This window comes from Bacillota bacterium (assembly GCA_012837335.1).
GTDB lineage: Bacteria > Bacillota > Limnochordia > Darwinibacteriales > DTU012 > DTU012.
On the sequence record DURM01000009.1, the window covers coordinates 13,283 to 30,032 of the forward strand.

10 protein-coding genes are annotated in these 16,750 nt (G+C 42.1%); all 10 read left to right on the forward strand.

Translation table 11 applies throughout. The annotated features are described in order from the left end of the window. The first annotated feature begins 88 nt into the window (after window positions 1-88). The 10 genes from GX019_01215 (at window position 89) to GX019_01260 (ending at window position 16,727) form a co-directional block, all read left to right on the forward strand. Window positions 89-1,849, forward strand: a complete 1,761-nt coding sequence (locus GX019_01215; protein HHT35773.1) for a glycoside hydrolase family 2 — start codon at window positions 89-91, stop codon at window positions 1,847-1,849. Window positions 1,850-1,999: 150 nt separating this feature from the next. Next, window positions 2,000-2,836: an AraC family transcriptional regulator gene (locus tag GX019_01220; GenBank protein HHT35774.1), complete on the forward strand. Its 837-nt coding sequence runs from the start codon at window positions 2,000-2,002 to the stop codon at window positions 2,834-2,836. Window positions 2,837-3,183: 347 nt separating this feature from the next. Beyond that, window positions 3,184-5,490 carry a CehA/McbA family metallohydrolase gene (locus tag GX019_01225; protein HHT35775.1) on the forward strand — a complete coding sequence of 769 codons (2,307 nt, stop codon included), beginning with the start codon at window positions 3,184-3,186 and terminating at the stop codon, window positions 5,488-5,490. Between the two features lie 36 nt (window positions 5,491-5,526). Further along, window positions 5,527-8,349 carry a hypothetical protein gene (locus GX019_01230; protein ID HHT35776.1) on the forward strand — a complete coding sequence of 941 codons (2,823 nt, stop codon included), beginning with the start codon at window positions 5,527-5,529 and terminating at the stop codon, window positions 8,347-8,349. Further along, window positions 8,346-9,281 carry a sugar ABC transporter permease gene (locus GX019_01235; protein ID HHT35777.1) on the forward strand — a complete coding sequence of 312 codons (936 nt, stop codon included), beginning with the start codon at window positions 8,346-8,348 and terminating at the stop codon, window positions 9,279-9,281. Before GX019_01230 ends, GX019_01235 begins: the two co-directional genes overlap by 4 nt. Before the next feature lie 49 nt (window positions 9,282-9,330). Further along, the gene (locus tag GX019_01240) at window positions 9,331-10,257 is read left to right on the forward strand and encodes a carbohydrate ABC transporter permease (GenBank protein HHT35778.1); all 927 of its coding nucleotides are present in this window, start codon (window positions 9,331-9,333) and stop codon (window positions 10,255-10,257) included. 45 nt (window positions 10,258-10,302) lie between these two features. Beyond that, window positions 10,303-12,432, forward strand: coding sequence for a DUF1282 family protein (locus tag GX019_01245; protein HHT35779.1), 2,130 nt, complete (start codon window positions 10,303-10,305; stop codon window positions 12,430-12,432). A gap of 104 nt (window positions 12,433-12,536) precedes the next feature. Continuing rightward, window positions 12,537-13,889 carry an extracellular solute-binding protein gene (locus GX019_01250; GenBank protein ID HHT35780.1) on the forward strand — a complete coding sequence of 451 codons (1,353 nt, stop codon included), beginning with the start codon at window positions 12,537-12,539 and terminating at the stop codon, window positions 13,887-13,889. 92 nt (window positions 13,890-13,981) lie between these two features. Next, on the forward strand, window positions 13,982-15,346 hold the full coding sequence (locus tag GX019_01255) for a LamG domain-containing protein (GenBank protein ID HHT35781.1): 1,365 nt from the start codon (window positions 13,982-13,984) through the stop codon (window positions 15,344-15,346). Window positions 15,347-15,455: 109 nt separating this feature from the next. After that, on the forward strand, window positions 15,456-16,727 hold the full coding sequence (locus GX019_01260; protein ID HHT35782.1) for a family 43 glycosylhydrolase: 1,272 nt from the start codon (window positions 15,456-15,458) through the stop codon (window positions 16,725-16,727). The last annotated feature ends 23 nt before the right edge of the window (window positions 16,728-16,750 follow it).

The window sequence follows — 16,750 nt, forward strand, 5'->3', positions numbered from 1 at the left end:
TTGATCCAAAAATTATGTATTATATAACTCGATGTAAACAATTGTTATGGTAGTAAATATAACATATGAAAAAAAGAGAGGGTGTTAGATGAAAACAAACATTCCAAGACCCGAGTATCCCAGACCAGACTTTGAAAGAGAAGAGTGGTTGAATCTAAACGGTGAATGGGAATTTGAATTTGATGATCAGGAGCTTGGAGAATTAGAAGGTTGGTACAAAGATAAGGATTTTTCCATGAAAATCTTAGTACCTTTTGTTTTCCAAAGCGAGAAAAGCGGGTTAGGAATTAAAGAACTGCATGAGGTTATGTGGTATAAAAGAGAGTTTGACATTCCCGCACCCTGGAGCGGCAAAAGAATATTTCTCAATTTTGGTGCTGTGGATTATTATGCAAAGGTTTGGATTAATGGAGAGTATATAGGCGACCATAAAGGGGGATATCTGCCCTTTAAGTTTGATATAACCAGATTTGTTGAAATAGGTACCAATACTGTGGTAGTAAAGGTAGTCGACCGTTATGATACAAGTCAACCGCGGGGTAAACAATACTGGAAAGAACAGCCTGATCGGTGCTGGTATACCGCCAGCTCAGGCATTTGGCAGACAGTCTGGCTTGAGACTGCGGGAGAAGTAGCCCTCGATCTAATTAAGATTACTCCGGATATTGATAAGAGCTGCGCTTATATGGAACTGTATTTAGATCGCAAGCCGGAAAACATGAACCTGAAAGTTGATTTATATTACAACGGTCGACACATCAACTCTGTACAATGGCAGCTGAACGAGCGGATTTCCAAGCAGACAATTAATATCAAAGAGGAAGATGAAATTGATGAAATCCATTACTGGACCCCGCAGCAGCCTAATTTATACGATGCTGTATTCACACTGCATAAAGATGGCGAAGTGGTTGATGTGGTTAAAACTTATTTTGGCATGCGAAAAATCTCCGTCAAAGATGATATGGTGTTGCTCAACAACAAGCCGATTTATCAGAGATTAATCCTCGACCAAGGTTATTGGCCGGAGACCCTGCTCACGCCGCCCAGTGATGAAGCTATTAAATATGATCTGGAAATGACCAAGAAAATGGGTTTTAACGGAGTCAGAAAGCATCAAAAAATTGAAGACCCTCGATTTTATTATTGGGCGGACAAACTCGGGCTTTTGGTCTGGGGTGAAATGCCCAGCGCCTACAACTTCAATTCCGAGGAAATTGGTAACATTACGACAGAGTACCGGGACTTTATCAACCGAGATTACAACCATCCATCAATTATTTTGTGGGTTCCGCTGAATGAGTCCTGGGGTGTCAGAAATATCATCTCCGATTCGAAACAGCAGAACTTTGGCCGGATGCTCTATTATCTGTCGAAGGCAGAGGACCCGTCCCGCCTCGTCAGTACCAATGATGGCTGGGAGCAGGTTATTTCCGATATCAACGCTATTCACGATTATGCTGCAGAGGGAAGTGAGCTGGCACGGAAATTCCAAGATCCGGAGGTACTTTTTAATGGCAGTGCAGCTTCACGTATGGTATATGCATACGGCGAAGAATATGAAGGCCAGCCTGTTTTAATCACTGAATTTGGAGGAATTGCTTTTGCGGTAGATACAGCAAGTTCTTCCGGTGAGAGAAAATGGGGATATGGATACGCAGTAAAGGATGAAGAAGATTTTCTAAGAAGATTTGCTGGATTAGTTAAGGCTATCAAGTCGATACCACTAATTAAAGGCTTCTGCTATACACAGTTAACTGATGTAATGCAGGAAGTAAATGGACTAATGACAATTGATCGCAAGATGAAGGTAGATATCGAGATAATAAGAAAGATTATTTTAGGTTAATAATCACTAGCACGTTAGACCGCCTATAATTACTCTTTAGGCTGGCTGACGTGCTTTCCTATTATATCTGCAAAACTTGACACATATAATATATTCGTTTAAAATTATAAATGAATCCACAAAATATTAAATTAATGCAGGTTGTTTCTGGTGTATAAGCATGATGCCTATCCGAAAGAAGGATTTGGTATGATTAATGATTATCTTGATATCCTGCCAACAATTGAATATTTCAACGAACGAGAGTGCATGCCGACTTGGTACATTAAGGAAGATATAACTACGTTTTATGATATCACCTATGTAATAGACGGTACCTCAACATATGTTGTTGACGATATAGACATTATTTTAGAAAGCGGAGATGTTATTTATGTTCCGAAAGGAGTTAAACGGCGGGCTTTTACTGATGCAGACAATCCTATGCACTGCTTTGCTTTTAACTTTCAATATAGGTTTGTAGATGGGGGCTTTAGAGAGCTTCCCCTTCCGCGGAAATTCCATATCGGAATTGAACACAATCTCATTGAACTGCTTGAGAGATTCAAGTTTGTTTGGCTTGAAAAAAAAGAAGGCTATATTTTGGAGGCGAGGGGGCTATTCCTGCTGATTCTCCATCGTTTAATGGAGAACTATTTAAACATAAATAACACTACGATTCATGGTAAAAGAATCAATAATGTCAAAAAATATATCCTTGAAAACTTCCATACACAGATTAAAATCCAGGAACTTGCCGATTTGGTCCATTTGCACCCTGGCTATCTTGGGAAGATTTTCAAGGATGAAGTCGGATATACAATCAATGAATTTATTAACAGAATTAGGATCAACAAAGCTTGCGATTTGCTGGCTTCTGGAGAGACCGTTTTTGAAACTGCCTATCAATGCGGATTCAGCGATCCTTTTTATTTTTCAAAAGTGTTTAAACGCATGAAAGGAATTCCTCCCTCGGAGTTTACTGCTAGGAATAGAACGCGTGACTGATCTGCTAACAGCTGTGGTTTATTGTTTGAAAAGTGCAGGTAATGCTTCGATAGTTCTATAGATGGTCGAGCGTATTTTATTTCTAATCACGTTTTAAGGAACAGCCTATAACCCACAATAACAGCGGGTAGTAGGCTGTTTTTCTATGTTTAGGCATTGTACGCTGACGTTTATCGGGTAGAAATACGATTCCATCTCCAATCTGGGTGTTCTTAAAAAAGTACATGCATTTATTTATTATATCCATTGTTAACTAGATGTTTATTTTATATTATCTAGTTAACATTGGGTTAGTGTGCGTTTTTATTGTTAATTAAAATAGAGATTTTATAAAGGAGCAATTATGCATGCTAAAGTACAAATGGAACGCAAATAAAGAAGCAATTCCTGGCAATCCCAGGCCGCAATTAGCTGTTGACTTAACCAATAAAGCTTGGTTTATGTGGACTAATTTGTTAAATAAACGGGGCGTTCCTGTGCAAGAACAGCAAGATAGTTCGTCTCAAGAAACTGAAATTATCATAGCACAGCTGAATAAAGGCATTATTGAGAATAAGGTTAACTATAAAATTTCCAGCGATTCAGTAAAAGCGAGAGCCTTATGTGTTGTTTCCAATAGGCCGATTGCTTTTTGGACGCAGGTTATTGGTGGGATAAATTGCCTAGTTGTTGGATCAGCAGGCGCAGAACCTTACATCATCCCTATAGATGCCAGTGTTTGGGATACTAAAGCAGTCAAACTGCTTGATGAAAGCATACTGCTTGGAGTAATAACATTGCGCGGCAAAAAAAGTGTTCTCCAATTCTTTCGGTTTGATCCGGTTACTAAAGAACTTAACAAGTATGAGAACCTCCAGATTGATGATGTCTGGTCTTTATCGATGACAACCGATGAAAACAGTGGTAGGGTGTGGATTGCTTTTGAAAAGTACGATTCTGATAGATTTGCAGTAGCTGGAGGGTTCTGCGATTTTAGAGAGAACGCAAGTAGATTTTTTGTTCTCCCTTCAGAGGGCTATGCAACTGAGCCGACAATCACTCTGCTTAATGATGGCAGGGCATGTGTTGTCTGGCGTCAAGAAAAAGATTGGGGTAAGCAGGTTTATGACTTCATGAGAGATACCCAACTCAAAATTGCTTTTATTGATGAAGATGGTGTCAAAGCCTCAGAGCTTATCCCTGTGCCGCTGCCGGAGGAAGTAGATAAGCAAAAGCTGCCGGCCAGTCCTGTTGCGGTTCAGCATGGTGATCATATTAGGGTCTTCTTTAGATATTTTAGAACTGAAATTGACCGCAGGGAAGCCGAAGACTGGGGACTTATGGTAAATGATTGGGGTTATCAACTATATGAAATGGTTCGGGATGCCGATGGAAATTGGTATCAGCCAGCAATTGTCAGTTTAGATGTAAGTTATCCGGACGAATCGGTACAAGCAGCATTGGTTGATGAAGGACTAGTTCTTATCTACCACAGCTGTAGTTTTGATTCGCAAAGAGAGTACATCCACTCTGAACGAATTAACATTGCCATTAGCCGGGGGATTCGCAGTATGCTCCTGCAGGAATCGATAGCTGAGAAAAAGTTTAAGATTTACAGCCGGCCAGTTCTGTATAAACGTCCGATGGAAGCCATTAACGGTCGTGAACTAAACTGTTACTGGGGAGATATTCACAGGCATTCGGTGGTTTCCAAATGCATACCTGAGCATGATGGCAGTTATGCCGACCATATTAAGTACGCTGTCGCAGCGCGCAAGTTTGATTTCTATTCGATAATTGATCACGATGATCAGATCACGGCCCGCGAGTGGAAGGACTATTTGAGTTTTATGGACAGTGTAAACCAAGACGGAAAATTTGTCACCCTATATGGATTTGAAGGTCCACTTGCATCAGTTCGGGGACATTTAAACTTCTATTTCTTGGATCGGGAGAGTGCGCTGTATGGATTTTACCAAATTCGTGAGATGAAAACATTTAAGGAGATTTGCGCCAATTTAAGGTCAGCTGGTTTTACAGACAGGATTTATTCCATCCGGCATTTCCATGCAGACAAACTTCCATACAAAGATATATTCGATAGTGAAACAGCACTCTTTGATCCGGAATTTGATGTTGCGATGGAAGTTGTCCAAGGCCGGGGTTATGCGCCAAAAACAATTAAAGAGCTGCTGTCCCGAGGATTTAAGTTTGCATTTGTCGGGGGAAGCGACCACAACAGGCCGCCCGGACATCCTAAAGGCGGTGTAGGAATTTATGAGCAGGCATTAACAGGTCTTTGGGCACCTGACTTGTCACGGAAATCTGTCTTTGCCGGTCTAAAGGAGCGCAGCACTTTCAGCACCAATGGTGCCCGCCTGGCTGTCTTACTCAAAGTTAATGGTACTTTTATGGGAAAAACAGCTGTAAATCACCCTAAGAACAAAATAGAGGTTAAAGTATACCCCACTACTGAGGTGAATGAAGTCAGACTGATCAGAGACGGTGAAGTTGTTGCTGTATGCGATGAAAGGACCAGCGAGCCTAAAGTCTATGAATTTGAGGACCAGGCCGAGACCTGCCGCTATTATTTTGTTGAAGTTATCCAGGAAAGCGAAGGAGAGCTGAACTATCCAGGAATCGCTTGGACTACTCCGGTTTGGATTAAAGCTTAACTCCTATTGTCTTGTTTTATTGGAGGAGGACTACCAATGAAAGCGATTAAAAGAAGTATGTCACTGTCAATAGTCGTGCTATTACTCTTAGCTCATGTAACTTATGCCCAGAGTTTTCTGCTGCAGCTTTTTCAGAAACCATCGACACCAGCAGAGTGGGAAAAACAAGCCCTGGATAGCATGGAAATAGTTGCGGAGAATGAGTTTTTAGAGCTGTATTTTAATAAAGAGACTACAGAAATAGCTGTAAGAGTTAAAGCTACCGATCACTACTGGTTTTCTAATCCGGTAGACAGGGAAAAAAACAGTGGATTGATTTTCGAAGAACAGAGTGCTCAATTCGCCATTTACCATGATCCTGGTCAGAAAGAAAAGCAGAATTATCGATTCGGGGTGAAGTATGGGCAGTTTGAATACGAACCACTTGAAAATGGACTGAGAATTAACTACCAGATCGTTGAGGAATGGGGCGTCAATGAATATGTGCCTAGGTTAATCTCCTACGATCGCTTCCAGGATATTCTCAATAAGATTGATAAGCAGAGTGATAAAAAATTTGTAGCTGATCAGTATGATTTAATCTTATTAAAAGCTGTAAAGGAAGACGAAGAAATTAGGCTGTCGGGCTTAAACCATGATGCCTTATTTAACGGCTATGGTCTTTTCCCGTTAGATGACAGCTATAAAAAAGCTGAGGCTGAAAGAGAACAATTAATTGCGGAATTGGACGAACTGAAGTCTCAAATCGCCAGTTCTGCCAACCACAGTGAAATACAAGCTTTAGAAGCCAAATTAACTGCGGCTAACAATAAGCTTTTTGATAGAAGGCGGGATTTGACTTGGCATCTGCTGAACACCGTATTGAGAAATAGGCTGGACATCGAAAGAATGGAGGATATCAGATTTGCTGACATATCCCAGCTTGTTGACACTCCAACTTACCTGCTGAAAGATATACCGCGGTTCCAGCTGGAAGATATGGTCGAGATTATTCGAGCAGTGGGCTATGACCCTCATGAGGTTGCCGCAGATCATAGGGCAAATAACTTAGATCCGACCATACCGCACTTGGAAGAGTTTACAATTCCGCTGGAATATTATCTCGATGGAGACAGTTTAGTAGTAAAAATTCCAGTTGATGAAATTTACTATCCCATTGGTGTTACTGATACGATTGGCAGGAAGTATACTTTTCCGATTACCGATATTGATGTGCTTAAATATTTTGGTGCTGCCGCTCCCGACCAAGAGGGTTATATATTTGTACCAGATGGTTCCGGCGCTTTAATCGATTTTAACAATCAAAGAGATTATTCTACTTTCTACCGTGAAAAAGTATATGGTTTTGACTATTCTAGTGCCGATGTTATATCAACCTCCATTAACGAGCTTATTTACATGCCAGTATTTGGAATGAAAGCTGACGATGACAATGCCTTTGTAGCCATAATTGAATCGGGAAGTTCGATGGCGACAATCAATGCCGATTTTGCAAGAAGAAACCATGCGTATAATACGGTTTACGCATCATTCAAGCTTCTTCCATCGGAAAGGCTGGATATCGGCAGAACAACAATTTCCAAGTATCAGCCTCGATTCACCGATTGCGATATAGTAATCCGCTATGCGTTTTTGACAGATGATGATGCAGATTATTCAGGTATGGCGCGCAGATATCAGCAGCATCTAATAAATGAGTATGGTTTTCCGACCAATAAGGTAGATGCTGAAATTCCGTTGTATTTAGATATTCTAGCTGCAGTACCTATCGAGAAACCTGTACTCGGATTTCCGCGGACTATTACAAAACCATTATCGACATTCAAACAAACCCAACTGATTGTTGCAGAACTTCTTGAAAAGGGTGTCGCAAATATCGAGTTGAGATACAGAGGCTGGAATGACGGTGGTATTGAGCGCAGTTTCATGAGGGACTTAAGGTTAGAAAGAACGCTTGGTTCTTCTGAGGATTTTAGTAGTTTAGTTGCTTACTTAGAAGAGAACAATGTTGGGTTTTACCCTGAAATATCGGTAGCGAACGCTTCACTCGATGATTCTGCATTTTCGAATTCTAAAGCTGCACGAACCATCAGTGGCAGTGTCGCTAAAGTCGACCGCAGGACAGTGGTAGTTTCTCCTGCAGTTTTCCAGGAAACAGTGATTTCTTTTGCAGATGACTTAACAAAGCATAAAATTAACGGTTTAGCATTTGCCGCCCTGGGAAATCAGTTAAACTCAGACTTTAGTGATATCGTCGAGAAATTGATTGATCGAGAACAGACCAAAGCTATTATCAGTGGATTATTGAAAGATTTGGCTGAGCAGCGTGGCTTGAAGATGCTTGTAGAAGGCGGCTTTGACCATACTCTGCCGTACGTTGAGGCTGTGATTAACGCTCCTATGCGCTCCAATGATTTCAATATTACTGAGAGAACTGTGCCGTTTTATCAAATGGTTGTACACGGATTCGTAAAGTACACGGGAGTGCCGATAAATTTAAATCCCAGCCGTCGAGATGTACTGCGTTTAATTGAATTTGGTGCGTATCCGCTGTTTGTTTTCAGTTATGATAATGCTTTCGAGCTAAAACACTCAAATTATGGTGATTTTTATTCAGTTCACTATCAAAACTGGTTGAACTATGCTGCTGAGCTGTACCATGAGTTAAATCAACTGTATCACGATGTAGCTGATCAGCGGATGGTGTCCCATGAGAAATTAATGGACAATGTGTTCGCAACCACTTACGAAAATGGAATTTCGATTGTCGTTAACTATAATCCATATCCAGTAACAATAAACGGCGTGATCGTTGGCGGGGAAGATTATTTAAAACTAGAGGGGTTAGATAGACCATGAATCAAGGAAGAAGATTTCGGCTTTCGTTACAAGGCAAAAGAGCCCTAACCGGTTTGCTGTTCGTTTCTCCCTTTATAGTTGGGTTCATCTTGTTTTTTCTACGTCCGTCGATCCAGTCTGTGATTTTTTCACTCAGCGAGTTGAGTATCACAGTAACCGGTTATGAGCTGGATTTTGTTGGATTTGAGAATTACAAATATGCCTTTACGGTCGACCCCCAATTTATGCGGATTTTTACAGAAACAGTAGGCCAAATTTTAGTCAACGTTCCAGCGATTATTATCTTCAGCTTTATTGCAGCCGCGCTTTTAAATCAGGAGTTTAAAGGGCGGGGATTAGCGCGGGTAATTTTCTTTCTGCCCGTTATTTTAGGTGCAGGAATTATTGCGCAGCTGGAAGGTGCAGATATTATGGTACAGACTCAGGGCCTGCAGTACGGTGCTGGTATTGAAGCGGGTATCAGTGGTCAGGCTCAGGATGTTTTTCTGTTTAGCTCAAGTCTGACCTCGTTCTTCTTGAGAATGAGACTGCCTAAAGAACTGCTGAATTATATTGTTCTGGCGACAGCTCGCGTTCCTGACATTATCAGTAAGTCTGCAATTCCAATTGTAGTTTTCCTCGCTGGACTGCAGGGAATACCGTCCCATATTTATGAGGCAGCTGATATTGAAGGTGCTAATGGATGGGAAAAGTTTTGGAAGATAACAGTTCCATTAATTTCACCCCTGATAGTTACCAATATAGTCTTTATTATCGTTGACTCTTTTACCGCGCCGGATAATAGACTGGTCAGGTATATTGAAAGTACTGCATGGGGTCGTGGAATATTCGGCGTGAGTGTGGCCATGAGTTGGGTTTACTTTGTTGTTATTTCTGTAATACTCGTTGTTGTTGTTAAGCTAGTATCTAGGCAGAGTTTCACAATGGACTAGGGGAGGCATATTCGTGATTAATTCCTCAAGGGTAGAACTTAAAGACCGGATGTCGTCTAGGGCGGTGTTTACCAAGCTGAGAAGTTTTACTTGGAGTTTTGTTAGAGGAACACTGATCTGGGGTACCAGCTTGATCATCGTCTATCCTGTTATTTTTAAAGTTCTCGTTTCGTTCATGTCGGAGACCGATCTGTTTGATCCCCAGGTAAATCTATTAACTAGAAATTTCAGCATTGCACGGATAGCTAGATCATATATGGCCGTAGCTAACACAATGCAGTATATGGAAGCATTTTTGAATTCCCTTGGATTGTGCCTGCTGGTGAGCGGATGCACTCTTATTTCCAGTACCCTGATCGGATATGGATTTGCCAGGTTTAATTTCAAAATCAATAGTTTGCTGTTCGCTTTCGTAGTATTAACCTTAGTTGTTCCGCCGCAAATGAATATGATTCCTTTGTTCTTGAATTTTCGGTTCTTCGACTTCTATGGGCTTTTAAGTAAACCCGGTTTCAATTTAATCGGTACTGTATGGCCTTTCCTTTTCACCTCATTAACGGGCACAGGCTATAGAAATGGCTTGTTCATATACATTATGAGACAGCATTTCGCCGGAATGCCCAAATCCTTAGAGGAAGCAGCCTACATTGATGGAGCCGGAGCATTAAAAACCTTTATCAAGATTATGCTTCCCGGTGCTATACCGGTTCTGATTGTAGTGTTCCTGTTCTCTTTTGTATGGCAGTGGAATGATACATTCCTAACGTCCCTTTATATGCGTGATACATCGACACTGCTGCCGTTTACGCTCAACCGGCTAGTTAATGAGTTTGATTTTGATAACTTTGATAAGCTGTATGCTACTGTGGTGAGAAATACAGGTATGGTTCTGTTTTTAGCTCCGTTACTGATTATGTACGGATTCTTACAGCGGTATTTTGTTGAGGGTATTGAAAGAACAGGTATTGTCGGCTAAATCGTTCTTAACTCAGCTATAATGAGCAGATAAGGTGGGGTTACTTTGAGCGGATATAGAAAAACTGGGGTAACAGCGATCTTTCTGATAGTGCTCCTGACAATTGTAATAATCGTACTGCCAGTCGAGGCTGCACCATATACAAACTACAACTACAACTACTGGAACGAACGAGTAGCCGGTCCCCAAGCTTACCTTCCAGCCAGGATCATAACCGGGGAAGATTTAGGAATCGGCAGTTTTCAAAATCCACAGGATTTATTCGTCAGCCCATCCGGTAAAATCTATATTCTGGACACAGGGAATAACCGTATTGTAGTTATGGATCAGAATTTCAAGCTTTACCGCACTATCGATGAGTTTGAAAAGGATGGAAAAAAAGAGAGATTTAACCGACCAGAAGGCATTTTTGTAACTGAAAGTGAGCATATCTTTATCGCTGACACACAGAACAGCAGGATTGTTGAGCTGGATCAAAACGGCGGCTTGATAAGGGAAATAGGACGCCCGGAAAATGATCAAGGTGAGTTTTTATCTGAAACTATCCGCTTTCAGCCCAAGAAACTGGTAGTGGGTAAATTTGGCGAGCTGTATGTTTTGGCTAACAATGTTTATGACGGGATTCTAAAATTTGACAACGATGGTAATTTTGATGGTTTTATTGCAGCAGTCCGGGTAAGCCCAAGCCTAGTTGATATATTCTGGCGTAAAATTGCTACTCAGGAACAGTTGTCGCGGATGTCTTTGGTACTCCCAACCGAATTTACCAATATTACACTAGATGAAATTGGCCTGATTTACACAGTGAATAAAAATAAAATTCGGAGGCTGAACCAAGTAGGAAAAGACCTGCTTGATGAAAGTCCGACAGGTGATATTGGTTATGCAATTTTCGAGCAAGACAGTTCAGCTGTAGCTAATTTCCAATCAAATTTTGTGGATATTGTTGTAAGAGAAAATGAAATCTACAGTGTATTGGATGATCAGCTCGGCCGGGTATTTACCTACGATAACCGAGGCAGGCTATTGTATGTTTTCGGCGGTTCGGGAGACCAGCGCGGTAGATTTAGGGTTCCGGTTGCGATAGATGCTCTCGAGGATAAGATTCTGGTGCTCGATCGGGAGGCAAAAAGGGTTACAGTTTTTGAACCTACTCGCTATGCTGAACTCATTCACCAAGCAATAGATTTCTACCACCAAGGTGAATATGATGCTGAAATAGAGATTTGGCAAGAGGTTCTGCGACTGAATAATAACTTTGACTTAGCCCACAGTTCAATCGGACGCGCACTATTAATGCAGGGTGATGTGGAAAATTCATTGGAATACTTTCGGCTGGCTAACGACCGTGAAGGGTATTCCCGTGCCTATGCAGTGCACCGCCGAGAAAAAGTAAACGACAATTTCGCAAAAGTATCGACAGCACTTGTAGTGCTAGTCTTCCTCGGAATTTTCCTAAATAGAGCAGGGGTTCCGGGAAAAATTAAGGAGTGGTTCAGAGCAAAGGAGACGGATCTATCATCGAGTTCTCAAGCTTATCGGCGCTTGAAGCAAGATGTAATTAAACCTTTGGGATTTTCACTTAGGGTGATTTTTCATCCTTTTGCCGGGTTCTGGGAGCTGAAATACGAGAGGCGGGGTAATTTGATAGGTGCCGTTGTGATTTCTGTATTGACAGTGTTTGCCTATGTTTTTCAAAAACAATACACTGGCTTTATTTTCAACACAGAAAATCTGCGGAGACTTAATATCTGGTTGGAAGCTGCAACGATTATAGTGCCGCTTGCTCTGTGGTGTATAGTGAGTTATTCCATTACTACTTTATTTGATGGAAAAGGCACGATAAAGGAGATATTCATTACTACAGCGTATGCCCTAACTCCACTGCCTTTAATGCTGATTCCTACAACTTTGATCAGCAATTTCATGATTATGAGCGAAGGTTCATTTGTAACACTTATCGTTACGATATCGCTGATCTGGGCACTTGCGCTGCTGTTTTTCGGAAGTCTGACCATTCACGAATATTCATTCGGCAAAAATATCATAATCAGTTTCTCGACACTTGTGGGAATGGGCATCGTAATCTTTGGGGTACTGCTGTTTATAAGCATTTTTGAGATGATAGTTGACTTAGCATACAATCTTACTTCAGAGATTCGATTTAGGTTTTAAACGGTTTTAAAATACCAATCTGGAATTTGGGGGGTGGTATGCCAGTCGTTTAGTTATAAAGTTGGATATGCTGCTTCATAAATCTAAGTTCAGGAGGTAGAAACATGAAGGCTAGGAAGTTAATTTTACTGCTGTTAATAGTTGGTTTGGTAGCTGCATCCTCAGCTGTCCATGGCAGCCAATATGACTTTGGTGGAGAAACAGTAAAGTTGTCATTTCGATTTTGGGGTTTAACTCCACTTGGGCCGAGGCGTACTTATGACTGGTACAATCCAGACCCAAGACTGCAAGAACACATTGAGTCTGTGGAAAAAATGTTTAATGTAAAAATTGAGTTTGTGGGTCCTTATGGTGAGGGTAACGTCGCCAATGTACTGAGAACAGGTGTAATGGCTGGTGACGTACCATTTGATGTAGCTCATGCTAGGGCACTCGAGTATGTACCGCTGGCACTAGACGGTTTCTTAATGCCACTTGATGATTTTATTGAGCCGGAATATTACGATACACTACCTCCGGAGCTGCAGCCGGGCGATATGTATAAAGTGCACGGGACAACATTTGTATTCCCCGCTATGACCGAGCTGTGGAGCAGTTCGGCTGGACTGACTGTCAACAAAACACTGCTGGAACGCGAAGGGCTGCCTATGCCTTATGAATTATTTGAGCAGGGATTATGGACATGGGATGTTTTAGCTGAATATGCAAGATTATTAACTAAAGATACCAATGGCGATGGCCAGGTCGATCAGTGGGGATTGGCTATTGACGAGGAGCGATTTGGCGGGTTCCCTCCATTGGTTTGGATGGCAAACAACGGTGCAGAGTTTGTCAAGTATGAAAACGGCAGAGTGGTTCTTGATCTAGTTACAGATGAAGTAATCGAGACTCTCGAGTTTCTCCAAGGTTTGTATGCCGAGGGCGTTATGAGAACTACCATGGATACCATGACAACAGCTTTTAATGTCGATACGACACACTTTATTCAGTTCTCAAGTTTAGCCGCAAATCTAAACAACTATGACATGGAATGGGGCATCATGCCTATGCCTACCGGTCCGTCTGCTCAAGGTCCTGTAGCCACCGAGCGAGGTAACCTCTGGGGTGGAATCATTCCCATTACAGTCCAGCACGACCCAAGAGCGCTGGTCGAGCTGGTCGGTGCGCTGATGCAGATTAAAGAGCCTTACATTGAAGATATGGAAGCATGGCGCGAAAGATTCTGGGACAACAGAGCTGTTGCTGTTTATGATCGCGAATCGCTTGAGATGTGGAAATGGCAGGATACTAATCTGCAGACAATTCCTGATGTAATGGTGCGGATGGTCCTGAAGGATGCTGGAATTATTTCAGCGATGGTAAATGACGTGATCATTGGCGGTGAAAGCCCAGCTTCGGTGCTGTCAGCACTGCAGCCTGAAGCACAAGCGCTGCTTGATGATCTGCTCAGACAGTAGACAAGGAAGGTGAAATGGACGATGGAAACTGTTCGATGCTGACCAGTTTCCATCTAACCACACTTTAGAAAATCTCTAAGGAGATGGATGCTATGGCTTTTAAGAACAAGAAATTAGCATTAATATTAAGCTTAGTTTTGTTGATTGCGCTATCCAATGCAGCATTGGCTGATGATCACGCTTGGAAAAGAGTGGATGACAGCCATTCTTCTATTGTGTATTCAGGACGATGGCTTGAGAGCGAGACACCCGAATCCTTTGGGGGCTCCGAAAGGATCGCTAACCACAGCAAATTTAATGCCGAGTTTACTTTTGTCGGTTCAGGATTTCGCTGGATTGGGTCTGAAGGCGTGAATAGGGGTAAAGCTGATATCTACTTAAATGATGACCTGGTCGGAAAAGATATCAATCTTTATAATCCGGTTGAAGAATACCAACAAGTGATTTATACAATTGATGGCTTAGCTGAAGATGAATACACTGTACGGATTGTACCGACAGGAACGAAATCTGATGAAGCTAGAATGGCGTACGTAACTATTGACGCTTTTGAATACGTACCTACCTTTAACGAAACTTTAGCCGATGCTCAGCAGGCATTCAGAAGAGCAAGAACGCAGCCGCGTTTGGGAGAAATCCTGCTTGACTACTACTCGGCAGAGTCTATTGAAGCTCTTAAAGCAGCACTAGACACTTATGGATCAGTTGAAGAGAGCGTGCTTCTCGAAAGTGAAAAACTGGAAGCAACTTACAGGCTCTTAGGGGCTCTTAATGCCTTTAATGATACTCGGACTTCTTCTGCATTCCAGGATTTGTCCGGAAACGGAAACCATGCAGTTGCTTATGACGGTCCGAGCTGGGATGAAGGTAAATCCGGCGGTGCAGCTCAGTTCAACAAAAATATAGGCTACTTAAAGGTTGAACCATCTGAAACCTTGGGACTGCCAGAAAACATCTATACCTTTGAGGCATGGATCTATGTTCCGACAGGGCTGAAGGACTGGGGCGGAGCCTTTGCCTTCGGTACAGAAGAACATGGCGCCGAAAGAGGTGTAAGCCGGCTTTTGATCAGGCACGACATTGAAGGACAAATCTATCTACATCTCGGCAACGGAACATCAAAGGTAGTTGGAAAAGCCATCGATATTGGTTGGAAATATAATACTTGGCATCACATTGCGATGACTTATGACACCAGTGAATTGGTTGTCTATGTTGATGGTGTAAAGAAAATTGCCGAGCGGTGTCCAAATGTGGATATTTCCAATGGTGTCGGAACGGTTCTCTTTGGGGCTCAAAATATTGGTACTCGCTATTATGGTGGAATGGTAGATGAAGCAAGACTGTGGAATATTGTGAGAACTCAGGAGGAAATTGCCGAGTATATGAATCAAGAGTTAACAGGAACAGAAGCTGGGTTGATCGGTTATTGGAAGTTTGACGAGCTTTACAAGTAATCCCCTGCTGGAACCTCTTGTTTTAAGAGGTTCCGCCAGGCTCTTTTAAAGGAGGATCTCAGTGAGACGTATATCAACAGCAATTATCTTTTTTGTTATAACTCTAACTCTGCTTTCCGCAGCAGCTGCAGCTGACACCAATTCTTCAGATGATCGATACTATGTAAACCCTGTGGGCGGTATTGATGCAATCGGCGATCCGTATATTCTCAAAGTTGATGATGTGTACTATTTGTATGCTACTTCTGCTGGTGACCGAGGATTTAGAGTCTGGACTTCGCTGGACCTAGTCAATTGGACAGACCGGCTGCGCTATGCCCTTGCTTTAGATAAGGATAATCAGGAACTCAAATTTGGCACCGGTTCTTTTTGGGCGCCGGAAGTAATTGAGTATAAAGGTAAATTTTACATGGTCTACAATGCTAAAGACGAAGACGGCCGCCTTAAGATAGCTCTGGCTGTCAGCGATGATCCTCTAGGTCCCTTTATGAATATAAAAGCACCACTTTTTGATTACGGCAAGTCGTACATAGATGGCCATATTTTTGTAGATGATGATGGTATTCCGTATCTCTTTTATACAGTGGATGTCGGCTATAATATCGTTCGCGGCAGAAAAACTAGTCAAATTTACGTTCAGCAGATGAGCGAAGACTTAACAGAACTGATTGGCGAACCGGTCCTTGCGGCTACACCGGAGCAGGGGTGGGAGTTTCAATCCGGATCTACTCTCTGGAACGAGGGGCCATATGTGCTGAAGCATGAAGAAAAATATTATATGACGTACTCTTCGAACTTTTATGGTTCGTCTGCGTATGCAGTCGGGCTTGCGATTGCCGATCATCCTTTAGGTCCGTGGGTTAAATATGAAGGCAACCCAATTTTGCAGAGTGATCTCTCTATAGGTGTCTCCGGTCCGGGACACAATAGTTTTACAGTTTCGCCTGACGGCACTGAGCTGTTTATTGTTTACCATACTCACACTGATGTGCAGCAGCGAGGAGGAAATCGCAATCTGTGTATTGACCGAGTGAGATTTGAAGATGAAATACTGGTTGTTGCTGGCCCAACAAGGTCTCCACAACCATATCCATCGGCAGATGTAACTGCCATTGCCAGTTTAGATGAAATTAAACTAAACGATAGAATGCTGACCGGTTTTCATCCATCAATCACAGAGTACAGAATTCCTCTTCCTTTTGGAAGCGCAGACATGCCTGAGGTAGCGGCTGTACCAACTCTGCCGGGGGCACAGGTGGAGCTTCATGTAGATGGGAATATTATTGAGATTGAAGTCACCGCTGAGAATCAGGTGGACAAGATGTATTATACAATCGAGATTATTATACCACCTTATTTACAGAAAATGCTTGGTCAATAAGCTAAATGCAGAAAAAGAGACTT